A 24840-nucleotide genomic window follows, 5' to 3' on the forward strand; every position below is an offset into this window, starting at 1 on the left:
GTAGCAGATTCGAATGGTGAAGACATGTCAGAACGTCCCATTGATCCTCACGCGCATCATCACGCGCATTGCCTGCCGTTCAGCGCGCAGCTGATCGGCGCGAGCGGCACGCGAGCGCAAACGCGGTTCCGTTTTTGGGCACCGTCGTGCAAAAGCGTGCAGGTGGCCATCGAAAATGGGCCCTCGCAAGGTGCGCACATCATGGAGCCGACCGGCAACGGGTGGTTCGAGACCACCGTGGAAAGTGGCGCGGGCACGCTGTATCGGTTCCAGCTAGACAACGGACTGACGGTGCCTGATCCCGCTTCGCGTTTCCAGCCACAGGACGTGCACGGTCCGAGCGAGGTCATCGATCCGCGCGCCTACCGTTGGGAAAGCACCGACTGGCACGGCCGGCCCTGGGAAGAAACGGTGCTGTACGAATTGCATGTTGGTGCAATGGGCGGCTATGCGGGCGTGCGCAAGCGCTTGCCCGAACTCGCCGCGCTCGGCGTCACCGCGATCGAGCTGATGCCGTTGAACGACTTTCCCGGTCGTCACAACTGGGGCTACGACGGCGTGCTGCCGTACGCACCCGACTCCGCATACGGCCGCCCCGAAGAACTGAAAGCGCTGATCGACACCGCGCACGGTCTCGGCCTGATGGTGTTTCTCGACGTCGTCTACAACCACTTCGGACCGGACGGCAACTATCTGCACACTTATGCGGAGCCGTTTTTCCGCGCAGGCGTGAGCACGCCGTGGGGCCCCGCGATCGACTTCGAGCGCAGCGAAGTCAGCGACTTCTTCATCGACAATTCGGTCTACTGGATCAACGAATACCGTTTCGACGGTCTGCGCTTCGATGCGGTGCATGCGATCGACAATCCGGAGTGGCTGCGCGAGTTGTCGGACCATATCCGCGCGCGCGTGCAGCATGGCCGCCATGTGCATCTGGTGCTCGAAAACGAGCACAACAGTGCGAAGCTGCTGGAGGCGCATTTCGACGCGCAATGGAACGACGACGCGCACAACACGCTGCACGTGCTGCTGACCGGCGAGACCGAAGGCTATTACCACGCGTATGCAAACGAACCGATTCGCCGGCTCGCGCGCGTGCTGTCCGAAGGCTTCGCGTATCAGGGCGAGCCATCACCGCTGCACGATGGCGCACCGCGTGGCGAAGCGAGCGCGCATCTGCCGCCCACGTCGTTCGTGATGTTTTTGCAGAACCACGATCAGATCGGCAACCGCGCTTTCGGCGAACGTCTGCGCAAGCTGACAACGGACGACGCGCTGCGCGCGGCGACCGCGTTGCTGTTGCTGTCGCCGCAAATTCCGCTACTGTTCATGGACGAGGAACACGGCTCGACGCAGCCGTTCCTGTTTTTCACCGATTACACCGGCGATCTCGCCAACGCCGTGCGCGAAGGACGGCGCCGTGAATTCGCGCGCTTCGCCGGGTTCAGCGACGAACAGAGCCGCGCGCGGATTCCCGATCCCAACGACGCCATGACCTTTGCCGCCTCGTCGCCACCCGGGCCCGATGCCAGTCCGACGCCGGATCGGCTCGACTGGATGCATTTCTACAAGTCCGCGCTCGCGGTGCGCGCGAAGCTCATCACGCCGCGCCTGAAACATGCGAAGGCGCGCGGCTCGACCGTGCTGCGCGATACCGGCGGCGGCGACGCGAACGCGCTGATCGCGCGCTGGAAACTCGGCGATGGCGAGATGCTATCAATCGCGCTGAATCTGTCGCAGCAGAACGTCGCGTTCGACGACATCCCCGACGGCAAGGTCATTTTCGAAACACCGCCGCGCGCGCGTGAGCAGGCCGACGCGCGGGTGCTGCCGGCGCATGCGTGCATCGCGTGGCTGAGCGGCGACGTCAACGAATTCGCGAGCCGCCACGATGCGCGCGTCGCATCGCACGAGGAGCAGCGCGCGTGACGACCCGACACCCCAACGACAGGCTCGACGCGCTCGCCACCCGCGCAGGCTTCGAGGTTCAGTGGCAGGACGCGCACCACAACACGCAGCACGTGCCCGAGAACACGCTCGCCACGCTGCTCGAACGCATGGGTCTACCGTGCGGCAACGCCACGCAGATCCGCCACAGCGCCACTGCTTTGGAGGCCGAACTATCGGGCCGCAGGCTAGTGCCGCTGATGACCGCGGTGATTGGGCGTGGCATCGCGCTGCCCGCGGCCGCGGTCAAGTCGGGCAGCCATTACCGGATCGAGCTTGAGAGCGGCGCGATCATCGACGGCCGCTTCACCGCGCCCAAGGGCGAGGAAGCGTTGCTCGCGCCGATCGACGAAGCGGGCTATCACACGCTCGTGATCAACGACCACCGCATGACGCTCGCGGTCGCACCGCCGCGGTGCTACACCGTCGCCGACGCGTGGCGCGCGCTGCACGACGGCGAAGGCGAAGACGATCGTGAAGCCTCGTCGCGCGTGCCGCCGCTGTGGGGCATTGCCGCGCAGCTGTATGGCTTGCGCCGCACCGGCGACGGCGGCATCGGCGACTACACGGCGCTCGCGCAGCTTGCCCGGCACAGCGCGCAGCGCGGCGCGCACGCGCTCGCCGTCAGTCCGACGCACGCGATGTTCAGCGCGCAGCCGGAGCGCTTTAGCCCCTACGCGCCGTCGTCGCGCTTGTGGCTCAACGTCACGCATATCGATCCGGCTGCGGTGTTCGGCGCGGAAGCGTTTGCGTCCGCAGCGGCGCAGGCCGGCGCCGCATGGTCGAAATACGAAGACCTGCCGCTGATCGATTGGCCCAACGCGACGCCGCTGAAGCTTGCGGTGTTGCGCAACTTGTACGAGCAGTTCAACACGAACGAGCGCCCACAACACTCGCCACGCGCGCTCGAATTCCACGGCTTTTGCGAACGCGTCGGGCGCGCGCTCGAAGATCACGCGCGCTTCGAAGCACTGCAGGCCGCGCAACTCGCGCAAGGCGGCGACGGTCATTGGCGCAACTGGCCCGACGCGTTGCGCGACCCTCGTAGCCCCGAAGTCGAGGCGTTCGCCGCCGCGCATCGTACTGAAGTGGACTTTCATCTATTTCTGCAATGGCTGGCCTCGCGCGGCTTGTTGCACGCGCAGCACACCGCGCGCGAAGCCGGCATGGCGATCGGCCTGATCGCCGATCTCGCGGTCGGTTGCGATAGCGCCGGCAGTCACGCATGGTCCTATCCCGACGACATGTTGCAGGGCGTGTCGGTCGGTGCGCCGCCCGACCTGTTCAACCAGGCCGGCCAATCGTGGGGACTCACCACGTTCTCGCCGCGCGCGATGCGCACGCAAGGCTTCGCCGCGTTCATCGACATGCTGCGCGCGGCGTTCGCGCATGCCGGCGGCATCCGCATCGATCACATTCTCGGCTTGCGTCGTCTGTGGCTCGTGCCCGAGGGTGAAAGCGCGCGCGACGGTGCGTATCTGCGCTATCCGCTCGAAGATCTGCTGCGGCTGATCGCGCTCGAATCGTGGCGGCATCGCGCGATCGTGATCGGCGAGGATCTCGGCACCGTGCCGCCCGGTTTTCGCGAGCGGCTCGACGAGCACGGCATCGAAGGGATTCGCGTGCTGTGGTTCGAAGGCGCACCCGACGGCCACGGCTTCAAGGCGCCAGCCAATTGGGATCGCTACGCGGTCGGCACGACGACCACGCACGATCTGCCGACCGTCGCTGGCTGGTGGCTCGGCAGCGACATCAGGTGGCGCAACCGCATCGGCCAGACGATGGCGCGCGCCGACGGCCGCGATCCCGAGCAAGCCGCGCTCGAAGAGCGCGCGCGCGAGCGCGCCGACTTGTGGCGCGCATTCCAGCAAGCGGGCGTGGCCGCAGCCCACGTCGCGCCGCCGGCCGACGACGACGCGCCGGTCGACGAAGCGCTCGCGTTCGTCGCCGCGACGCCTGGCCTGCTCGTCACGTTCCCGCTCGAAGACCTGCTCGCGCTCGCCGAGCAGCCGAACCTGCCGGGCTCGATCGACGAACATCCGAACTGGCGCCGCCGCATGACGCTGCCCGTCGACGCGCTGTTCGACGACCCCACGTTCACCGACCGCCTGCTGGCCGTCGACCGCGCGCGCCGCGCTGCCGCGGCGGCCGCGCCGTCATCCGACACTTCTGCGGAGCCTGACACGCCATGACCGTCCCACGCTCCACGCTGCGCCTCCAGTTCCATCGAGGCTTCACGTTCGACGACGCCGCGCGGTCCGTCGAATATTTCGCCGCGCTCGGCATCAGCCATGTGTACGCGTCGCCGATTACGACGGCCGAGCCCGGCTCGATGCACGGCTACGACACCGTCGACTACACCCAGGTCAGCGCAGAATACGGCGGCGAGGCGGGTCTGAAGCGCCTCGTCGACACGCTGCGCGCGCACGACATGGGTCTCATCGTCGACATGGTGGCGAATCACATGGGCGTCGGCAGTTCGAGCAACGCGTGGTGGCTCGACATTCTCGAATGGGGCCGGCACAGCGCGTATGCGCGTCATTTCGACGTCGACTGGCATTCGCCCGATCCCGCGCTGCGCGGCAAGGTGCTGCTGCCGGCGCTCGGCGCGCCTTACGGCGAAGAACTGGCGGCAGGCCGCATCGGGCTGCATTTCGCGGCCGATAGCGGGCGCTTCTATATCGGCTACGGTCCGCACGTATTTCCGGTCTGCCCGGTCGATTACGCGGCGATCCTGCAAGGCGCCGACCGCGCCGATCTGAGCGCGCTCGCCAATCACTATCAGGGACTCACGACGCAGCCCGCCGATCAGCCGCGCGCCGCCGAGGCGCGCGACGCACTGCGCGAGTTCGTCGCGCGCGAAGGCAATGCGGCGATCGAGGTCGTGCTGAAGACTTACGCGCCCGAAGATCCGGTCACACGCGACCGGCTGCACCGGCTGATCGAGCGGCAGCATTTCCGGCTCGCGTGGTGGCGCACTGCCTCCGACGAAGTGAACTGGCGACGCTTCTTCGACATCTCGGCGCTCGCCGGCGTGCGCGTCGAGCGGCCCGAGGTGTTCGAAGCGGTGCATGCGCTGATCTTTCGCCTCTATGGCGAAGGGCTCGTCGACGGCTTGCGGATCGATCACGTCGACGGGCTCGCCGAACCGCGCGAATACTGCCAACGCGTGCGCCAACGGCTCAGCGAGTTGCGCGACACCCCGCCATACGTGGTGGTCGAAAAGATTCTCGGCCGCGGCGAGTCGTTGCGCGACGACTGGCCCGTCGACGGCACGACCGGCTACGACTTCATGAACGATGTCGGCGCGCTGCTGCACGATCCGGCCGGCGCCGAACCGCTCGCCCACACGTGGGCCGAACTGACCGGCCGCAGCGAGCGTTTCGCCGACGAAGCGCTGGCTACGCGCCGCAAGATTCTCGCGGAAAACCTCTCCGCGGAGCTCGATCGCGCGGCGCGCGCGCTGCATCGGATCGCACGCGATTCGCTGAACACGCGCGACTTCACGTACACGACACTGCGCCGCGTGCTGGTCGAACTGGTCGTGCATTTCCCCGTGTACCGCATGTATCCGCAGAACGGCCTGCGCTGCGCCGTCGACAACGTCTATTTCGAGCAGGCGCTCGCCGGCGCGCGCGCTTCGTTGTCGCGCTCAGATCATGTGGCGCTCGAGCGCGTGAACGCGTGGCTTGGCGGCAGCGCCGAAGACACGCCGCCCGCGCGTCCCGGCCCGCAGTCGCAGCAGCAGGGGCAAAGCGGCGGGCCGCCCCCGCATGCGGGTTCGTCGCGGCGCAGCGCGCAAACGCTGTTTTCGCAATTGACCGCGCCGCTCGCCGCAAAGGCGATCGAGGACACCGCGTGCTATCGCTACGGCCGTCTGCTGTCGCGCAACGAAGTCGGCTCGGACCCGAGCGAGTTTGCGCTGTCGGTCGAGCAGTTTCACGCGGGGAATCTGGAGCGTGCGCAACGTTTTCCGCATGCCATGCTCGCGACCGCCACCCACGATCACAAGCGCGGCGAAGACGTGCGCGCGCGGCTCGCGGTGCTCAGCGAGATCGCCGACGAGTGGGCCACGACGTTGCGTGCATGGTCGACGTTGAATGCGCCGCAGCGTCGCGCGCTCGACGGCACGGCGATCAGCAGCGTGAGCCGGGACAGGAGCGACGCGTGGGCACCCGGCCCCGCCGCCGAGGCGATGCTGTATCAGACGCTGGTGGGCTGCTGGCCCCCGGAGCTGCGCGCCGACGATGAAGCCGGCGTCAAGGAATTGGCCAGGCGCGTCGCGCAATGGCAGTTGAAGGCGCTGCGCGAAGCCAAGCTGCAAACCAGCTGGCTCGCGCCCGACGAAGCCTACGAAGGCGGCTGCCGCGAGTTCCTGTTCGACATCCTCGCGCCGCAGCGGCGCGACGGCTTCCTGAAGGATCTATCGGCGTTCGTCGCGCGCATTGGTCGCGCGGGCGCGCTCAACAGTCTGCAGCAGACGGTGCTGCGTCTCGCCTCGCCAGGGATTCCTGATCTTTATCAGGGCACCGAGCTGTGGGACTTCAGCCTCGTCGATCCGGACAATCGACGGCCCGTCGATTTCGCGAAACGCGAGGCGTGGCTGCCGCAAGCGCAAACGCCGCCGTCGGAATTTCTCGCGGACTGGCGCGACGGACGCGTGAAGCTCGCGGTGATCCAGCGTTTGCTGGCATTGCGCGCGCAGCTGCCTGAGCTGCTGAGTCAGGGCACGTATCTGCCGCTCGCCGTGCGCGGCGCGCATGCGTCGAGTGTGATCGCGTTTGCGCGGCGGCATGGCAATGCGTGGGCGGTGGTGATTGCCAGCCGGCTGGCGGCAGGGCTGCTTGGCGATCATGCCGATCTGCCGTTCGTCGAGCCGGCGCAATGGGCGGATACGGCCGTCGAGCTGCCGTCCGATCTGTCGGCGCGCGCGCTGTTTGACTGGTTGAGCCCCGCCGCGCCGAAGGTCGACCACCAGGGGCTGCTGTTGCTGCGCGACGCGCTCGCCGCGATGCCGGTCGCAGTGCTGGTGGAGGACGGGGTGCCTCGAAGCCAAGGTGGCTAAAAATGCTCAACGCGGAGGTTGACTCGCGTCTTAGCCGCCCTCGTCGTCGAACACCTTCGGGTACACGCGCACGAGCACGATGCGCGGCCCCTTCATCTTCTTGACCACGACGTCGAAGTCTTCGAACTCGATGCGCTGCCCTTCGCTCGGCAGATCGTTCAGCGCCTGGATCACGAGGCCGCCGACCGATTCGGCTTTGCCCTCTTCGATGTCGATGCCCAGCGCTCGTTCGAGCGACACCACCGGCAAGCTGCCCTTGCCCATCAGCGTGCCGTCGTCCATGCGCGTCCAGTCGGCGTCGCCCTGACGGAATTCGTCGTGGATCTGCCCGACCAGCGCGCCGAGCAGATTGTCGAGCGTCAGGAAGCCGATCGGCTTCGCGTTCTTGTGGCCGACCAGCGCGAAGTGCGGCGCGCCCTTGCGAAAGCGCCGGAATAGCTCCAGCGCCGGCATGTCCGGCTTCACGTACTGGACGGGCCGCACGTAGCGCGACAGGTCGTCGAGCGTGCTGCCCGCCTGACGCGCGAGCAGCAGATCCTTCAGATGGATCATGCCGGCCACGCGCTCGCCCGATGCATCCTCGAACAGCGGATAGCGGCTGAAGCGATGCCGCGCGACCACCTGCATGTTCTCGCGCAACGGCAGGTCGCGCCGCAGGCCGACCATTTCATGCGACGGCCGCATCAGGTCCGATACGGTCATGCGCGAGAAATCGAGCGAATGCGCGATCGTGTTCCATTCGTCCTGGCTGTACGCGCCCGCCGGCGAACTCAGTTCGCTCGCGACGTTCGCGTGGCGGCCGCGCAGGATCAGCTTCAGTTCATCGGTGGAGTAATGCGAGTCGTGACCGTGCTCACTATCGAGCCCCGCGGCCTTCAGCACCGCGTTCGCGCTGGTATTGAGCACCCAGATGGCCGGGTACATCGCCCAGTAGAAAGCGTACAGCGGTACCGCGGCCCACAGCGAAATCTTCTCCGCCTCGCGGATCGCGAGCGACTTCGGCGCGAGTTCGCCGACCACGATATGCAGGAACGAAATGCAAGAGAACGCGAAGAACAGCGAAATGCCGTGGATCAGCCGCTCCGACTCGACGCCAATCACCGTGAAAAGCGGCATCAACAACTGCGCAAACGCGGGTTCGCCGATCCAGCCGAGCCCGAGCGACGCGAGCGTGATGCCAAGCTGACACGCCGACAGATAGGCGTCGAGCTGTCCGTGCACCTTAGCCAGCAGACGTCCGCGCATGCCATGCTGGGTGGCGAGGCTTTGCACGCGGGTCTGCCGCAATTTGACCAGACCGAATTCGGCGGCAACGAAAAAGCCGTTGAGGGCAACCAGAAACAATGCACCGATAAGGGCGACAACCTGGATCAAAGCGACGTGCTCCGGCAACAAAAGTTGTCAGTATAGAGGCTGAAAGCTCACTGAAATTTTAATCGCGCGCTAACGCATCCGCGGGGCACTCATTTCAGCGCCGCCGCGCTGAACGGCACGCGCAGCACGAGCGTGGCGGGGGTCGACGTGACGCTGCCCGCCTGCGTCGCATCGCTTTGCTCGAAGCTGCCGCCGTGCGCCTCCGCGACGCGCTTGCACAGCGCGAACACCCACGCGATGCGCTTCGCCTCGCGCGGCTCGCCGGCCTGCTTGCGCGCGAACGCTTCGAGCACGTGCGGCAGCGCGGCGTCGTTCAACGCCGCATCGTTCGGCTCGTACGTGACGCTCGCGTGCCATGTTCCATTGTCCGCGCGCGAGGCCAGCGCGACCCCGGTGCCCCGCGCGCTCGCCTCGGCGGCGAACGTCAGCATCAGCCACAGCGCGGCGGCCAGGCGCTCTCGATCGCCGTTCAGTTGCTCGGTGGCGAGTTGCGAATCGAGCCGCACTTCGACTCCGCGTGCGCGGGCGAGGCCGGTGCGGACTTCCTCGACGGTTTCGTCGAGCAGCGGATGCAACGGAAAAGGTTCGTACCTGAGCGCAAACGTTTTCGTTTCGGCACGGGTCGCATCGACGATCGTTTCGAGCAGCTTCACCTGCTGATCGACACCACTGCGAATGCCGGTGATCGCGCGCTGCGAGTTGGGGTCGTTCGCGTCGAGCTTGCGCTCGAGCACATACGCCCAGCTGTGAATCGCATTCAACGGACCGCGCAGGTCGTGCGACACCAGCGACAGCACATGGTCGCGCATGAACAACGCGGTTTCCGCGCGCAGAAGCGCGCTGCGCTCGGAGATGACAAAGTCGGCGGACGCCGGCTGGGAGCCAGCAGTCCCTGTGGGTGACGGTGTCACGATCGAGTCCTCTCAGGCAATGCTGGTTGATGGAAGGAAGCCTCATTATAGGCATCCCGTCTGGGCCGGCCAGTCTGGCCATCCAGCGGGTCGGGACGCAATCCGCATGCCATATCCGGAACCCGGTGAGAGCGGGCCAGATTCGGCGATCCGCCGCAGGGCGCCTACAATGTCGGTTTCACGTTTTTATTTGAGGAGTGACGCATGTCGACTGTGACGACCGAATCCGGCCTGAAATACGAAGACCTCGTGGAAGGCACCGGCGCCGAAGCCGTGGCGGGCAAGACCGTGACCGTGCACTACACGGGCTGGCTGACCGACGGCCAGAAGTTCGATTCGAGCAAGGACCGCAATGACCCGTTCGCGTTTGTGCTGGGTGGCGGCATGGTCATCAAGGGCTGGGACGAAGGCGTGCAAGGCATGAAGGTCGGCGGCAAGCGCAAGCTGACCATTCCGCCGCAACTCGGCTACGGCGTGCGCGGCGCGGGCGGCGTGATTCCGCCGAACGCGACGCTCGTGTTCGACGTCGAACTGCTGGCCGTCTGAGTCATACCTAAGCGTTGTAATGAGCCACGCCGCCGTCACCGCCCCTAACGTTTCGCTGCGCTGCTATGGCGCGATCGAAGCGTCGGACGTGCACGACTTTCACCAGGTCGTGCTCGGGCTCGACGGCGCGATGGTGATGGCGGTAGACGGCGTCGCGCAACAGATCGACGCCGGCTCCGCATGGCTGATCCCGGCCGGCGCGCGACACGATTACGCGGGCGTCGGCGCGAACCGGCAGCTCGTGCTCGATTTGCCAGCGGCGTCGCTGGCGGTCCCCGAGCGGCTGTTCGACCGCGCGCGGGCCGTCACGGTCGATGCGTCGCTCGCGCAGCTCGTGCACAGGATCGCCGCGCATGCGGCGCATGGAGTGGACGAAGCGCAAGCTGATGCCTTCGATCACCGCCGCTTCCATTGGGATGCAGCGGCGCGTCTTGGCGCCGCGCTTGTCGCCGACGCCGGCACGCTCGCCGGCGCGCAGGCGAACAGCGTGGGGCTCGATTTCGCGCGCATCGACCGCTGGCTGCGTGCGCATCTGTCAGAGCCGCTGCGGATCGCGGACCTCGCCGCGCACTGCGGCTTCGGCATACGGCGTTTCCATCAACTGTTTATCGACGCGTTCGGCGAGACACCGCATCGCTATTTGCAGCGACTGCGGCTCGACACGTCGATCACGCTCCTAGCAGACCCGCGTCTTTCACTGACCGATATCGCGCTCGAGATCGGCTTCGGCGATCAGAGCGCTTACACGCACGCATTTACGCGACGTTTTGGACTTGCGCCCGGGCAGTGGCGCTCGTTGCGGCATTGATCCAGGGGGTCCGTGGCTACCTCGGTGGCTACGTATTGCAGCAACTCACCGGTAACAACAGTGAAGCAGTAACAAAAAAGCCCGCTTTTGCATCGGCATAAGCGGGCTTCATGTACGGGGAGGCTGGAGCCAGGGCGGACGCGCGCTCAGCCGACCGACAGTTGCAGATGGAGCTGCGAACGCGCCGGACCGCCACCGTCGATCGCGTCGCTTGCAGCGTCACGGTCCGATTGCGACGACGGCGCGAGCCGCGCGCTTTCGATGCGGTCGAGATATTCGGTCGTGATGTCGCCGGTCACATAGTTGCCGTCGAAGCAGGAAGCTTCAAACTCCTTCAACGCCGGATTGATGTCGCGCACCGCCTGCTTCAGCGCATCGACGTCCTGATACACGAGGTGATCCGCGCCGATCATGCGCGCGACTTCCTCGTCCGTGCGGCCGTGCGCGACCAGTTCGCCGCGCGTCGGCATATCGATGCCGTAGACGTTCGGGAATTTCACCGGCGGCGCTGCCGACGCGAAAATCACCTTGTTCGCGCCCGCATCGCGCGCCATCTGCACGATTTCATGCGACGTCGTGCCGCGCACGATCGAGTCGTCGACGATCAGCACGTTCTTGCCCTTGAACTCGATGGTCATCGCGTTCAGCTTCTGGCGCACCGACTTCTTGCGTACCGCCTGACCGGGCATGATGAAGGTACGGCCCACGTAGCGGTTCTTGAAGAAGCCCTCGCGATACTCGACGCCGAGCTTCTTCGCGACCTGCATCGCGGCGGGGCGCGACGAATCGGGAATCGGCATCACCACGTCGATCGCGACGTCGGGCAGTTCGCGCTTGATCTTCTCGGCGAGGTAGTCGCCCATGCGCAGACGCACGTTGTAGACCGGCACGCCGTCCAGCACCGAATCCGGACGCGCCAGATACACGAGTTCGAAGATGCAGGGGTTCAGGCTCGGGGTCGTCGCGCACTGCTGCGAATGCAACTGGCCTTCGGCGTCGATGAAAATCGCCTCGCCCGGCCGCACGTCGCGCACGAATTCGAAACCGATACCTTCGATCGCCACCGACTCCGACGCCACCATCCACTCGACGCCGTCAGCCGTTTCCTGCTTGCCGAGGCACAGCGGACGGATGCCGAACGGGTCGCGCACCGCGAGCATGCCGTAGCCGGCAATCAGCGCGACGATTGCGTACGAGCCGCGCACCCGCCGATGCACGCCCGACACCGCCTTGAACAGCGCGGCCGGATCGAGCTGCAGACCCGAACTCGACAGTTGCAGTTCGTGCGCGAGCACGTTGAGCAGCACTTCGGTATCGGAATTGGTGTTCACGTGGCGGCGATCGATGCGGAACATCTCATCTTTCAGCTGCTGCCAGTTGGTCAGGTTGCCGTTGTGCGCGAGGATGATGCCGAACGGCGCGTTCACGTAGAACGGCTGCGCTTCTTCCTCGCTCGATGCCGAACCGGCGGTCGGGTAACGGACCTGGCCGATGCCTGTCGTGCCCGGCAGGCTGCGCATGTTGCGCGTGCGGAACACGTCGCGCACCATGCCGTTGGCCTTGTGCATGTGGAAATTGCTGCCGTTCGCGGTTGCGATGCCGGCGGCGTCCTGACCGCGGTGCTGCAGCAGCAGCAGGCTGTCATAGATCAGCTGGTTGACCGGAGAGTGGGAAACTACGCCTACGATGCCGCACATGGCATGTCCTTCAAAGGTACAAAATTCTAGATGGCGACCGATGCCTGCGACCGCGTCCGCGCTGTGATACGACGAGACGCAGTACGACGTCAAGGCAACCGGTGTGCGCCGGAGTCCTGTTGCGCATTGTTCGGGGCGCCCGGATCGTCCACATGGACGTATGCGGCGAGCGCCTCGGGGAGCAGCGGTTTCATTGCGCGTACACCCTCGACCGCATACGGACGAAGCAACGCGTTGCGCCAGAATTCCTCTTTGGGCAGTTCGGTCAAGCCTGCGAGAGCGACCAGAATCAGCACCAGAACGACCCCGCGCACGAGGCCGAACATCAAACCGAGCGAGCGGTCCGCACCGCCCAGGCCCGTGACCTGCACGAGGCGGCTGAGCATCGCGCTCACCACGCTCGCGACCAGCACAACGCCGATCACCACGAGCGAGAAAGCCAGCAGCCACTGGGTCAACGCGCCGCCCGGCCAATTGGACGGGATATACGGGACCACATAGCCCACGAACTCGCACGCCAGGAAAAACGCCGCGACCCAGCCGATCAAACCAAACAGCTCCGACAGCAAACCGCGCCAAGCGCCTCGCAGCGCTGACAAGCCGATCACCGCCATTACAGCGTAGTCGAAGGCGGTGAACATCGCTCGCTTACTGTGTGCCGTTCGAGCCAGGCACGAGGCCCGCCTCGCGAACCTTCGCGATCGCAGCGGTCGCCGCGGCGCGATCGGCGAACGGGCCGGCGCGCAGCAATGTCAGCGTCGAGCCGTCGGCCTGCTTCTTGTGTTCCGTATATGCGGGCACGCCGGCCGCTTTCAACTTCGCGGCCCAATTGCGCGCGCTCGCTTCGTTCGCGAATGCGCCAAGCTGCACCGCGAAACGGTTGCCCGGCGGCGAGGCCGGAGTGCCGGAGTTCGCGTCCGCGCTGGCGGCAGCCGTGTTCGTGTCGTCGTCAGTTGACTGTGACGGTGTGGCTGCGGGTGCCTTCGTCTGTTTGGCGGCGGCAGCAGGTGCGGTGTTCGCTGCGAGAGACTCGGCTTGCGGCTTCGCGGCGGATTTGGGAGCAGCGGCGGTCGCGGTGCCGGTTGCGGCGGACGGGGTCGTGCCCTGTTTCGCTGCGGTCGGTTGAGTCGATTGGGCGGGCTTCGCGGTGGTGGCCGAGGCCGCTGCCGTCGTCGCTGCAGCGGCCGCCGCGGTCGTTGCCGGCGCGAGGCTGGACGCGGCGACGCCCGTGTCGGCTGCCGGCGGATTGTCCGGCGCGACGCCGGCTTGCACGTCTTCGTTGGCGGTGGATTTGGCGAGCTTCGGCGCGGGCCGGCTCGGAATGTCGATCGAGATGTCGTCGGTGACGGGCTTGGGATGCGAATCCAGCACCATCGGCAGGATGACGACCGCCGCGACGACCAGTGCGATTGCGCCGACGAGCCGGCGACGCGCGCGCTGCTTTTCCGGCAGCGTGGGGTCAAGCAGCATGGCATCTGCATCGACGGTGCGCTCAGTGCGGCGGGTGCGCCGCTCGACGCGCTCACCCCGGGCGGCCCGATTGGAACTGGTGTTTGCGCCGCGCCGGCTGGGCGCGTCGTCTTTCTTGCCGAACGAGAAAATTCCCATGAATCGCTTGGTTCGAGCCTGGCGCCCGCTCAGTGTTGCTGCGATTTCCGGTAGGCCATCACACCCGCTACCGTATAGAAACTGCCGAAAACCACGATTCTATCATTCTCTGACGCGCGTTTTAGCGCGTCCTGGAAAGCCTGTGCCGGCGTCGCATAACGCGTGACGCTGCTGTCGGCGCTGTCTTCCACACCCAGCTCGCGCAACGCGGTTTCCAGCTGCTGTGCGGACGCGGCGCGCGGAGTCGGCAGATCGGTCACGCACCAATGATCGATTTCGCCCTTCAGATGATTGAGGATGCCGGCGATGTCCTTGTCGCGCATCGCGCCGAACACGGCGTACGTGTACGGGAAAAAGCCCATGTTGCCGAGATTCTGTCCGAGCACCGCGGCCGCATGCGGATTGTGGCCGACGTCGAGCACGATGGACGGTTTGCCCGGCAACACCTGGAAACGGCCCGGCAGATCCACGTTGGCGATGCCGAGCCGAATATCCTGCGCCGACACCGGCAGACGGTCTCGCAACGCTTCGAGCCCGGCCAGCGCCGCCGACGTGTTGATCAGCTGATTCGCGCCGCGCAGCGACGGATACGCGAGCGCCGAGCGCCGCAGCGTCGGGCCGACGTAACTCCACTGCTGGCGCTCGCTGCCGGCCTGACCTTCGTAACGGAAATCGCGGCCGAACAGCCACAATTGCGCGCCGATCTTTTCCGCGTGATCGATCAGCGATTGCGGCGGCATCGGGTCCGCGCAGATCGCCGGCTTGCCGGGGCGGAAAATACCGGCCTTTTCGAACGCGATTTTTTCGCGCGTGTCGCCGAGGTAGTCGGTGTGATCGAGATCGATGCTCGTGATGATCGCGCAATCGGTATCGACGACATTAACCGCGTCGAGACGGCCGCCGAGGCCGACTTCGAAAATCACCGCGTCGAGGCCGCGCGACGCGAACAGGCTCATGATCGCGAGCGTCGTGAATTCGAAATAGGTCAGCGTAACCGGTTTGGCGAGGCTCAGGCGCGCGGCTTCGACGGCTTCGAAGTGCGGCAGCAGATCGGCGTCACTTGCCATCGCGCCGTTGATGCGCGCGCGCTCGTTGAACGACAGCAGATGCGGCGATGTGTGGCAGCCGACCGTATAGCCCGCGCGCAGCAGGATCGCTTCGAGAATCGCGCAGGTCGAGCCTTTGCCGTTCGTGCCGCCGACCGTGATGATCGGACAGGCGAACGACAGCTGCATCGCGTCGCGTACCTGGGAGATGCGGTCCAAACCCATGTCGATGCCGACCGGATGCGCGGATTCAAGGTGCGTGAGCCACGCGTCGAGGGTGGGGAATGTCGTCATCGGGTGAATCTTGAGTGAGTCGCGGAGGTTCGGTTCTGCTGTGCTGCGGGCGGTGCTGGTCAGGAGCGGAAGACGCCGCGCGGTTTATGCGCACAAACCCGCACCTTCAGCCGCATCAGCTTCGGTTTCAACCGCTGCCGCATCGCAGGCGACCGTAATTATCCCGGAAATGACAGCGCGCCGCTTGATTGCTCACGCGGCGCGCTATTTTTGATTGCTTGTCTGCCCGGCTTTTACGCGACCGCGTCCGCCGGTTGATGGCTCAGCAGCGCCAGCAATTGCGCGATTTCCTCGCGCAGCTTGCGACGGTCGACGATCATGTCGACCGCGCCCTTCTGCAGCAGGAACTCGGCGCGCTGGAAGCCTTCCGGCAGTTTCTCGCGCACGGTCTGTTCGATCACGCGCGGCCCGGCAAAGCCGATCAGCGCCTTCGGCTCGGCGATCACGACGTCGCCGAGGAACGCGAAACTCGCGGACACGCCGCCCATGGTCGGGTCGGTCAGCACCGAGATGAACGGCAGCTTGGCTTCGGCCAGCTTCGTGAGCATCGCGGTGGTCTTCGCCATCTGCATCAGCGATAGCAGGCTCTCCTGCATCCGTGCGCCGCCCGAAGCGGTAAAGCAGATGAACGGCACTTTCTGTTCGAGCGCGTTCTGCGCGCCGCGCGCGAAACGCTCGCCGACCACCGAACCCATCGAGCCGCCCATGAACGAGAACTCGAAGTTCGCCACGACGACCGGCAGCGTGTGAATCGCGCCGCCCATCACGACCATTGCATCGGTCTCGTCGGTTTCGTCCATCGCCTCTTTCAGGCGCTCGGGGTACTTGCGGCTATCTTTGAACTTCAGCGCGTCGACCGGAACGATTTCCTGGCCGATTTCGTAGCGGCCTTCCGGATCGAGCAGGCTGTCGAGCCGCTCACGCGCGCCGATGCGCATGTGATGGTCGCACTTCGGGCAAACATGCAGATTGGCCTCGACGTCGTTGCGATACAGCACGGCTTCGCACGATGGGCACTTGATCCACAGGCCTTCCGGAATTCCCTTGCGGTTCTTCGGGTCGGTTTGTTTGATTTTTGGCGGCAGCAGCTTATCAAGCCAGCTCATAGGGAATCCTTCTGGGTCAGCAGTCGCGCGAACGGCGGGACAAGCCCGCCGCTCACGTTACCGCGACAAAAATAACTGTTATCGGGCAGTCGCGACGCTATCGAGCGCCTCGCGCACTTCGGCGACGAAACGCGTGAGCGTCTCGGCAGCGGCGTCGGGCGCTGCCTGTTCGAGCAATTGGACGATACGGCTGCCGATCACGACGGCGTCGGCCACCTCGCCCACTGCGCGCGCCGTTTGCGCGTCGCGAATGCCGAAACCGACGCCCACCGGCAGGGGGACGCGCGACTTGATGGCCGGGATTTTACTCGCGATGCTGGAAACGTCCAGATTTGCCGCGCCGGTGACCCCTTTAAGCGACACATAGTAGACGTAGCCGCTGGCGATCCGGCCGACTTCGGCGATACGTTCGTCGGTAGAAGTCGGCGCGAGCAGAAATATCGGATCGATGCCGGCAGCTTGCATCTGTTGCGCGAAGTTAGCGCACTCTTCAGGCGGATAATCGACCACCAGCACGCCATCGACACCCGCTTCCTTCGCGGCTTTCGCGAAGGCCTCGGCGCCCATCCGTTCGATCGGATTGGCATAGCCCATCAGCACGACCGGGGTTTTGTCGTCGGTTTCCCGGAAGCGTTTGACGTCTGCCAGCACGTGGCGCAGCGACACTCCCCGCGCGAGCGCGCGTTCGGACGACTGCTGGATCACCGGGCCGTCGGCCATCGGGTCGGAAAACGGTACGCCCAGTTCGATCACATCCGCGCCGCCGGCGGCGAGCGCGTGCATGAATTCGACCGTGCGAGCCGGGTCCGGGTCGCCAGCGGTCATGAACGGAATCAAGCCTTTCTTACCTTGGGCGGACAGCGCGGCAAACGTGTTCTTGATACGGGACATGGAAGTATTCTCGAGTTAGGGCTACTGCGCGCTGATCGAAGCATGCTTTTCAGCGCACTTAGCGGCGCGTTTCACGCTTTTCACTGCACTTCGGTCGACTGTTGCACTTTCGGCTTAGCTCGGGTCCGGCGCGGCGCAGCAGGCGTAGCGGCGACGCTGACGCGCTCGCGCGCTATCGCGCAATAGCTCTCGTTGATCTCATAGCCGACGAATTCGCGCTGATGACGAACGCAAGCGACCGCGGTAGTGCCGCTGCCCATGAACGGGTCGAGCACCCGACCGCCCTTCGGGCAGCTGGACAGCACCATTCGCTCGACGATTTCCAGCGGTTTCTGGGTCGGGTGCGCGACGCGCTCGGCATGCTGCCGATGCAGACGCGAGACCGACCAGACATCCTTCGGATTATAGCCAAGCTCCAACCACTTGCTTCCCTCGAACAACTTACGCGAACGCGCCTTCTTCGTGACTGCATCGTACGGAATGCGGACGGGATCGAGATCGAAGAAATAGTCCTTCGACACCGCGAAGAAACCGATGTTGTCGTGCACCGACGTGAAGCGGCGCGTGGTGCCGCCCATACTCGGTACGCGCCGGTCCCAGATGATCTCGTTGACCATCACGAGTTTGGTCTTCAGGAAACTGAAGATTTCCGGCGCGTACTGCCAGGTGCAGAAAATGTAGAGCGAACCCGTCGGCTTGAGCTTCGGGACAGCGAGCTCGAGCCAGCCACGCGTCCAGACGAGAAATTCCTCGCCCGTGCGCATGTCCGAGTCGTTGCCGTAGTCCTTCCCCAGCCCATAGGGCGGATCACAGACGATCAGGTCGATCGACCCGTCGGGAATGTTCGCTACATCGGTCAGAAAATCGCGGTTCAACAGCTGAATGCCGGCCGGCACCTGCGCCACCAACGGTGCAGATGCCACGGCCGCCGATACCTCGGCGTCCGGATTCACGGTTTCAATCGCAGGCTGCGGCTCGTCGAACTCGTCGCGCATCGTCGGGCTCAGAACTGGATACCCGATCGCTCGGCGACCGTGTGCATGTCCTTGTCGCCGCGGCCCGACAGGTTGACCAGCAGAATCTTGTCTTTCGACAAGGTCGGCGCGAGCTTCGTCGCATAGGCGAGCGCGTGGCTCGACTCCAACGCGGGAATGATGCCCTCGATGCGACAGCAATCGTGGAATGCTTTCAGCGCTTCTTCGTCGGTGATGCCGACATATTGCGCGCGATTGCTTTCTTTTAGCCATGCGTGCTCGGGACCGACACCCGGGTAGTCGAGGCCCGCCGACACCGAATGCGTCTCGATGATCTGGCCGTCTTCGTCCTGCAGCAGATACGTACGGTTGCCGTGCAGTACACCCGGGCTACCGGCGATCAGCGAGGCCGCGTGACGACCCGTTTCGATGCCGTCGCCGGCCGCTTCGACGCCGATCAACTGCACCGAACTGTCTTCGATGTACGGATAAAAAATACCCATCGCATTCGAACCGCCACCCACACACGCGATCACGGCATCCGGCTGGCGACCGGCGAGTTCGGGCATCTGCACGCGGCATTCGTCGCCGATCACGCGCTGGAAGTCGCGCACCATCATCGGATACGGATGCGGACCCGCGACCGTGCCGATGATATAGAAGGTGTTTTCGACGTTGGTGACCCAGTCGCGCATCGCTTCGTTCAGTGCGTCCTTCAGCGTGCGCGAGCCCGATTCGACCGGCACGACGGTTGCCCCGAGCAGCTTCATGCGATAAAGGTTTGCAGCCTGGCGGCGCACGTCTTCCGCGCCCATATAGACCACGCATTCCATGCCGAAGCGCGCCGCGATCGTCGCGGTGGCCACGCCGTGCTGTCCGGCACCGGTTTCCGCGATCACGCGCGGCTTGCCCATGCGCTTTGCGAGCAGCGCCTGGCCGATCACATTGTTGATCTTGTGTGCGCCGGTGTGATTCAGGTCTTCACGCTTCAGATAAATCTGTGCGCCGCCGAGCAATTCGCTCCAGCGGTGTGCGTGATAAATCGGGGAGGGCCGACCCACGAAATGCTTCAGTTCGCGCTCGTATTCGGCGACGAATTCCGGGTCTTTCTGATATTTCTCGTACGCTTCGCGCAGCTCGTCGAGCGCGGAAAACAGCGTTTCAGCGACGAACACGCCGCCAAACTGGCCAAAGTGGCCTCTTTCGTCAGGCAAGTTGTACATGGTGATCACTCTTCTCAGGACGGCTCGCGGCTTTCATCGGAAAGCACCCGCGAGCCTGAATCATTCGGCGTCCGCGGCGCGCACCGCGCGTACGAACGCAGCCATCCGGGCGTGATCCTTCACGCCCCGGGCGCCCGGTACTTCGATGCCGCTCGAGACATCGACCGCGTACGGGCGCACGCGATGGATCGCATCACTGACGTTTTGCGCGTTCAACCCACCACTCAAAACGGCCCGATGCGCGAGCTCTGCTGGAATAAGTGACCAATCGAAGACCTTTCCACCGCCGCCGTAGCCTTCGACATGGGTGTCGAACAGAAGACCACTGGCTGCTGAATAGTTGAAAGCTGATTTTACCAAATCGGCCGGTCGAGTATCCGCCGCAACCCGCAACGCCCGCAACCAAGGCAAACCCGCAACGCCGGCGAGCGTCTCGCACTGCTCCGGCGTCTCATCGCCGTGAAACTGCAACAACGTCAGGTTCACGTTGCTCGCGACTTCATGGACCCAATCGGGCGTCGCATTGACGAACAGACCGACGACCGACACGAATGGCGGCACGTCGTGCACGAGCTCGACCGCTTGCGCGACGCTCACGGAGCGCGGGCTCGGCGGATAGAACACGAGGCCGATCGCGTCGGCGCCGAGGTTGATTGCGTGGGCGATGTCGGCGGGTTTCGACAGTCCGCACAGCTTGATGCGCGTGCGATGCGGCACGCTTTGCCGGGCGGTGGCGTCGGCCTGGTTGGCGGGGTTTTCTGCTGCTTTCATATTTCCGGTTGCTCGGTCCATACGCTGCTCCACGGCACGCTGCCCGTCGCAGGGTCGGGCACGCCGAATTGCTCAGGATAGCCCACTTGCGCGAGATACAAGCCGTCGGGCATGAAGGTCGGCGCCGCGCAATCGCGGCTGCGGCTCGCGAGTACGTCGGCCATCCACGCGGCCGGGCGGCGGCCGCTGCCAATTTCGATCAGACAGCCCATCACGTTGCGCACCATATGGTGCAGGAACGCGTTCGCGCGAAAGCGGAAATGCACGAAGTTGCCTTGCCGTTTGACGTCGATCTGATACAGATGCTTGAACGGCGTTTTCGACTGGCATTGCGACGACCGGAACGCCGAAAAGTCGTGCTCGCCGATCAGGTGCTCGGCGGCCGAGCGCATTGCGTCGACGTCGAGCGGCGTGTGCACCCAGCCGGCGCGCGTCGTGAGCATCGGCGAGCGCACCGGATTTATGTACAGCACGTAGTAGTAGGTCCGTTCGAACGCCGAGAAACGCGCGTGGAAGTCGTCGGGCATCGGCTTGGCCCACTGCACGCCGATCGTCTTCGGCAGGAACGCGTTCGGGCCGCGCACCCAGGAGATATCGACGCGATCGAGTTCAGTGTCGAAATGCACGACCTGTCCGAGGCCGTGCACACCGCGGTCGGTGCGGCCAGCAACGACCGTCTGCACGGGCGTGCGCGCGAATTCGCGCAGCGCCCGTTCGAGCTCGTCCTGCACCGTGTTGCCATGCGGTTGCGACTGCCAGCCGGCGAACGCCGCGCCGTCGTACTGCACGCCTAATGCAATGCGCTTCACGACAGCGGTGCGAGAGTCGAAAGCAACGCGCGGGCTTCGGTGCGCGTAGCTGGATCGTTCGCTTCGATCACTTCGTTGATGAGCGCGCGGGCGCCCGCGAGATCGCCGAGTTCGATGTACTCGGAGGCCAACTCCAGCTTGTTGCGCGCGATGCGGGCTAGATCGGCCGGCGTGAAGGCCGGCAACGGCTGGGCCGGACTCGGCGGCAGTTCGAGGTCGAAGTCGAGCTTCAGCGCGCCGAAGCCCGCCGCGCCAAGACCCGCTACGGCGCCGTGGCCTGCCGTGCCGGCGGCGATCTGGTCAGCGATGTGCGGAGCGTCGTCGTCCACGTCGTGGGCGCCGAAGGCCTGCTGCGCGGTCGTGTCCGGCGATGCGCCCGGCTGCGTCGACAGCGATGTGGAACGCTCCGCGTCGCTGATGGCGGGCACTTCGATGCGCGGCGGCAGCGGCATGTTCAGGCTGCTGAACGCGTCGACGGCGTCGCGCGGGAATTCGGTCGGTGCGGACGGCTCGGCTTGCGGCGGTGCCGGGATGTCGCTGAACGGCTGACCGAACGACGCGGTGGCGTGCGGTTCGATCTGGTGTTGCGTGAAATCGATCACTGGAGGTGGAACGTTTAGGAGAGTCTGCGGTTCGGCCGTCGCGGTGTGCGGTTCGGTCGAGGGTGTTTCTGTTGAGCTTGGGGTCGCGGTTGTAGTGGTGTCTGCCGCTTCATCTGCCGTCGGGCCTTCTGTGGATTCGTCGTCCCATTGCAGACGATGCGCGTGCTCGTCCTGCGTTTCGCCGGTGACCGGCTCGAGCGGTCCCAGCGGCAACGCTTCGGCGCCGAGTTCTGCCGCGGCGGCAAGATTGGCGGCTGTAGCAGCGGCGCGCAGGGTTTCATCGTGAGTCGGGGTGACTGCCGGTGATTCAGTGGACGGTTCGCTTGCGCTGGACAGCGGGATGTCGGCGAGTGGGGCCGTCGGTGCAATGGGTTCAGGAGTGTCCGGTTGTGCTGGGTGGCCTGCTTGCAGTGCCTCCTGTTCCGCAGCCGCGCGCTCGGCTGCGATGCGCTCCGCCTCTGCGCGTTCCGCTTCCGCACGTTCCGCCGCGACACGTGCCGCTTCCTGCTCGGCTGCTGCGCGTTCCGCTGCCGCCTTCTCCTCGGCCGCTGCTCGTTCTGATTCGGCCTGCTCCGCTGCTGCCTGTTCGGCTGCCGCGCGTTCCGCTGCGGCTTGCTCTGCCGCCGTACGCTCTGCTGCCGCAGCCGCCTGCTGTGCAGCCTCGTGATTTCGCGCGTCCGATCCTTCCGTGACCGCCGCCGGCCCGGACGCCGATCTGGCCATATCGGCATCAGATGCCTCGGCAGCGCGCGCCGTGGCCTCCTTTTCGCGCTTGCGGCGACCCATGCGCAGAGCCGCGAGCAGAACGACCAGTGCCGCGCCCGCCGCCGCCGCGATGCTCAGATCACGCTGAGACAAGCCACCTTCATTCGACGGCGACGTCGCCACGTTCGCGCGCGCCGGCGCTGCGGCCATCGTCGGCGCAGAACCACCCGCGGCCGGTTGCGCAGCGCTTGTCGGCGCGGGGCCCGAGGCGACCGGCGCCCCGCCGATACCGTGCTTCTGCAACTCCATCAGGACGCGGTTCTTCAGCGCCAGCAATTGCTGCAGACTAGACACCTGCGGATGCGGCTGCGAAGCCACCGGCGCGGCCGTTGTGGCGGTCGACGGTGCTTGTCCGGCAGGCGCACTCGCCGACGGTTGAATCGATCCGGCCCATTCCTGCGCGCCGCTCGTCGCCACTGGCGCGGAGCCCGCCACCGGCGCGGACGAAACCACGCCGCCCGCCGCCGCGCCAATCGATACAGCCGCGCTCGCTGCGACCGGCGCACTGGCCGTGCCGGAGACCGCAGGTGCGGCCGGTGTTGTCGTTTGAGCCGCGGCACTGGCCGCGGTCGCAACGGCCGCGTTCACCTGCGCGACAGCGCTCGCCGTGCTAGCCGCCGCCGCGGCTGGCACCGCCGTCGATGTGGAAGCGGGCGTAACCACCGTAGACTCCGACGCCCCCGCCGCCGCCCCAGCCGACGAAGCCGCCAACGCCCCCGACGCATCGAGCGCCGGCACGATCAATACCGCGCCCACCCGCAGCCGGCTCGGATCGTGATTCATGAACGCCGCCGGATTCGTGTCGAACAATGCGCGCGTTGCGCGCACGAGTACCGCCCGGTCGTGCGACAGCGTGATAGCGATCGCGACATCGTTCAGTGACTGTCCAGCGTGTACCGTGTACCGACTGCCTGCGACGACAGCCACGGCAGCGGAAGCGGCATCCGGCGCGCTCGCGATACTGACCGGCGCGGCGAGCGAATTGCCTGCGCCACCGCCGAGCAGCGCGAGGGCGAAAGCGGCACCTGCGGCCATCGCCGCCGGACGGCTCCGGAATCGCCCCTTATCGTGACGAATGGACATAGCCCGAAGAGCGGAGCGTCGAAAGTTCATCGGGACTCCTGGCGCGTCAGCGCGCAGCCTTTTTTGCGAATGGAAAGAGACAAGATGATCGGAGCACACAATGAAAAAAGCGCCGCGCAAGCGCGACGCTTCTTGAGTTGTCTACGCGTCGTGAGCGCGTAGTTTACTTTACTTGTCGAGCACAATGCGAAGCATGCGACGCAGAGGTTCAGCCGCGCCCCACAGCAGCTGATCGCCGACCGTGAAGGCCGACAGATATTCGCCGCCCATCGCGAGCTTGCGCACGCGGCCGACCGGCACCGTCAGCGTACCCGTGACGACCGCCGGGGACAGATCGCGCATGGACGCTTCACGCTCGTTCGGCACGACCTTGACCCAGTCGTTGCCCGACGCGAGGATGCTATTCACTTCGTCGAGCGGCACATCCTTGTTCAGCTTGATCGTGAGAGCCTGGGAGTGGCAGCGCATCGCGCCGATCCGCACGCACAGACCGTCGACCGGAATCGAACCCGGCGTGCCCATGGCCGGCTTGCCGAGAATCTTGTTGGTTTCCGCGCCGCCCTTCCACTCTTCCTTCGACATGCCGTTGCCGAGATCCTTATCGATCCACGGAATCAGCGAGCCTGCGAGCGGCACGCCGAAGTGGTCGGTCGGCATGCTGTCGCTGTTCATCGCGTTCAGCACGCGACGGTCGATGTCGAGAATCGCCGAAGACGGATTCGCGAGTTCGTCCTTCACCGCACCGTGCAGCGTGCCCATCTGCGACAGCAGTTCGCGCATGTTCTGCGCGCCCGCGCCCGACGCGGCCTGATACGTCATGGCCGTCATCCAGTCGACGAGGTTTTCGCGGAACAGGCCGCCCAGCGCCATCAGCATCAGGCTGACCGTGCAGTTACCGCCGATGAAATTCTTCTGGCCTTTGACGAGCGCGTTCTTGATCACGTCGAGGTTGACCGGATCGAGAATGATGACCGCGTCGTCCTTCATGCGCAGCGACGAAGCCGCGTCGATCCAGTAGCCGTTCCAGCCCGCCGCGCGCAACTTCGGGAACACTTCGTTCGTGTAGTCACCGCCCTGGCAGGAGATGATCGCGTCGCACTTCTTCAGGTCTTCGATGCTTGTCGCATCTTTGAGCTTGGTCTCGTTTTTGGCGAACGACGGCGCGTTGCCGCCCGCGTTGCTGGTGCTGAAAAACACCGGTTCGATCAAGTCGAAATCGCCTTCCTGCTGCATACGTTGCATCAGGACGCTGCCGACCATGCCGCGCCAACCTACGAGACCTACGTTCATGACTTCATACCCTTCGAATGGAAACTTCCC

At 65.3% G+C, this 24840-nt stretch carries 19 protein-coding genes; 5 read left to right on the top strand and 14 right to left on the bottom strand.

Annotated elements, in window-relative coordinates; genetic code table 11:
* Positions 1 to 24 precede the first annotated feature (24 nt).
* From treZ to treY, 3 genes are read left to right on the top strand one after another with little or no spacing between them, the layout of a single operon-like run.
* Positions 25 to 1929: a malto-oligosyltrehalose trehalohydrolase gene (gene treZ, locus L0U81_RS26520; RefSeq protein ID WP_233807588.1), complete on the top strand. Its 1905-nt coding sequence runs from the start codon at positions 25 to 27 to the stop codon at positions 1927 to 1929.
* The gene (malQ, locus tag L0U81_RS26525) at positions 1926 to 4139 is read left to right on the top strand and encodes a 4-alpha-glucanotransferase (protein WP_233807590.1); all 2214 of its coding nucleotides are present in this window, start codon (positions 1926 to 1928) and stop codon (positions 4137 to 4139) included. The genes treZ and malQ overlap by 4 nt, the downstream gene beginning before the upstream one ends.
* A complete protein-coding gene (treY, locus tag L0U81_RS26530; RefSeq protein WP_233807592.1) occupies positions 4136 to 7012 on the top strand; it encodes a malto-oligosyltrehalose synthase in 2877 nt (958 codons plus the stop codon). The genes malQ and treY overlap by 4 nt, the downstream gene beginning before the upstream one ends.
* A 30-nt stretch (positions 7013 to 7042) precedes the next feature.
* Here treY and L0U81_RS26535 read toward each other — a convergent pair whose 3' ends face one another.
* Complete coding sequence (locus L0U81_RS26535; protein ID WP_233807594.1) at positions 7043 to 8386, bottom strand: hemolysin family protein; 1344 nt, start codon at positions 8384 to 8386, stop codon at positions 7043 to 7045.
* Positions 8387 to 8475: 89 nt separating this feature from the next.
* On the bottom strand, positions 8476 to 9297 hold the full coding sequence (locus L0U81_RS26540; protein ID WP_233807596.1) for a sensor histidine kinase: 822 nt from the start codon (positions 9295 to 9297) through the stop codon (positions 8476 to 8478).
* A 204-nt stretch (positions 9298 to 9501) separates the two neighbouring features.
* Here L0U81_RS26540 and L0U81_RS26545 point away from each other — a divergent pair, with 204 nt between their 5' ends.
* Complete coding sequence (locus L0U81_RS26545; protein ID WP_129961749.1) at positions 9502 to 9843, top strand: FKBP-type peptidyl-prolyl cis-trans isomerase; 342 nt, start codon at positions 9502 to 9504, stop codon at positions 9841 to 9843.
* 19 nt (positions 9844 to 9862) lie between these two features.
* On the top strand, positions 9863 to 10651 hold the full coding sequence (locus L0U81_RS26550; RefSeq protein ID WP_233807598.1) for an AraC family transcriptional regulator: 789 nt from the start codon (positions 9863 to 9865) through the stop codon (positions 10649 to 10651).
* A gap of 146 nt (positions 10652 to 10797) precedes the next feature.
* On the opposite strand, the gene purF is transcribed toward L0U81_RS26550, so the two are convergent.
* The 12 genes from purF to asd all read right to left on the bottom strand — a co-directional run bounded on the left by purF (position 10798) and on the right by asd (position 24810).
* Positions 10798 to 12348: an amidophosphoribosyltransferase gene (purF, locus tag L0U81_RS26555; protein WP_233807600.1), complete on the bottom strand. Its 1551-nt coding sequence runs from the start codon at positions 12346 to 12348 to the stop codon at positions 10798 to 10800.
* An 89-nt stretch (positions 12349 to 12437) separates the two neighbouring features.
* On the bottom strand, positions 12438 to 12989 hold the full coding sequence (locus L0U81_RS26560; protein ID WP_233807602.1) for a CvpA family protein: 552 nt from the start codon (positions 12987 to 12989) through the stop codon (positions 12438 to 12440).
* A 7-nt stretch (positions 12990 to 12996) separates the two neighbouring features.
* The gene (locus L0U81_RS26565; protein ID WP_233807615.1) at positions 12997 to 13956 is read right to left on the bottom strand and encodes an SPOR domain-containing protein; all 960 of its coding nucleotides are present in this window, start codon (positions 13954 to 13956) and stop codon (positions 12997 to 12999) included.
* A gap of 29 nt (positions 13957 to 13985) precedes the next feature.
* Entirely contained in the window at positions 13986 to 15296 is a 1311-nt protein-coding gene (folC, locus tag L0U81_RS26570; protein WP_233807617.1) for a bifunctional tetrahydrofolate synthase/dihydrofolate synthase, read from the bottom strand.
* 233 nt (positions 15297 to 15529) lie between these two features.
* Positions 15530 to 16402, bottom strand: coding sequence for an acetyl-CoA carboxylase, carboxyltransferase subunit beta (gene accD, locus L0U81_RS26575; protein ID WP_008921025.1), 873 nt, complete (start codon positions 16400 to 16402; stop codon positions 15530 to 15532).
* 78 nt (positions 16403 to 16480) lie between these two features.
* Positions 16481 to 17293: a tryptophan synthase subunit alpha gene (gene trpA, locus L0U81_RS26580; RefSeq protein WP_233807619.1), complete on the bottom strand. Its 813-nt coding sequence runs from the start codon at positions 17291 to 17293 to the stop codon at positions 16481 to 16483.
* 80 nt (positions 17294 to 17373) lie between these two features.
* On the bottom strand, positions 17374 to 18288 hold the full coding sequence (locus L0U81_RS26585; RefSeq protein ID WP_233807621.1) for a DNA-methyltransferase: 915 nt from the start codon (positions 18286 to 18288) through the stop codon (positions 17374 to 17376).
* Between the two features lie 8 nt (positions 18289 to 18296).
* Positions 18297 to 19490, bottom strand: coding sequence for a tryptophan synthase subunit beta (trpB, locus tag L0U81_RS26590; protein ID WP_233807623.1), 1194 nt, complete (start codon positions 19488 to 19490; stop codon positions 18297 to 18299).
* A gap of 60 nt (positions 19491 to 19550) precedes the next feature.
* Positions 19551 to 20261: a phosphoribosylanthranilate isomerase gene (locus L0U81_RS26595; protein ID WP_233807625.1), complete on the bottom strand. Its 711-nt coding sequence runs from the start codon at positions 20259 to 20261 to the stop codon at positions 19551 to 19553.
* Entirely contained in the window at positions 20258 to 21070 is an 813-nt protein-coding gene (truA, locus tag L0U81_RS26600) for a tRNA pseudouridine(38-40) synthase TruA (protein WP_233807638.1), read from the bottom strand. Before truA ends, L0U81_RS26595 begins: the two co-directional genes overlap by 4 nt.
* Positions 21067 to 23550 carry a FimV/HubP family polar landmark protein gene (locus tag L0U81_RS26605; protein ID WP_233807640.1) on the bottom strand — a complete coding sequence of 828 codons (2484 nt, stop codon included), beginning with the start codon at positions 23548 to 23550 and terminating at the stop codon, positions 21067 to 21069. The genes truA and L0U81_RS26605 overlap by 4 nt, the downstream gene beginning before the upstream one ends.
* Before the next feature lie 138 nt (positions 23551 to 23688).
* The gene (asd, locus tag L0U81_RS26610; RefSeq protein WP_233807642.1) at positions 23689 to 24810 is read right to left on the bottom strand and encodes an aspartate-semialdehyde dehydrogenase; all 1122 of its coding nucleotides are present in this window, start codon (positions 24808 to 24810) and stop codon (positions 23689 to 23691) included.
* Positions 24811 to 24840: the final 30 nt, after the last annotated feature.

Origin of the sequence: Paraburkholderia sp. HP33-1 (assembly GCF_021390595.1) — a bacterium.
Taxonomy (GTDB): domain Bacteria; phylum Pseudomonadota; class Gammaproteobacteria; order Burkholderiales; family Burkholderiaceae; genus Paraburkholderia.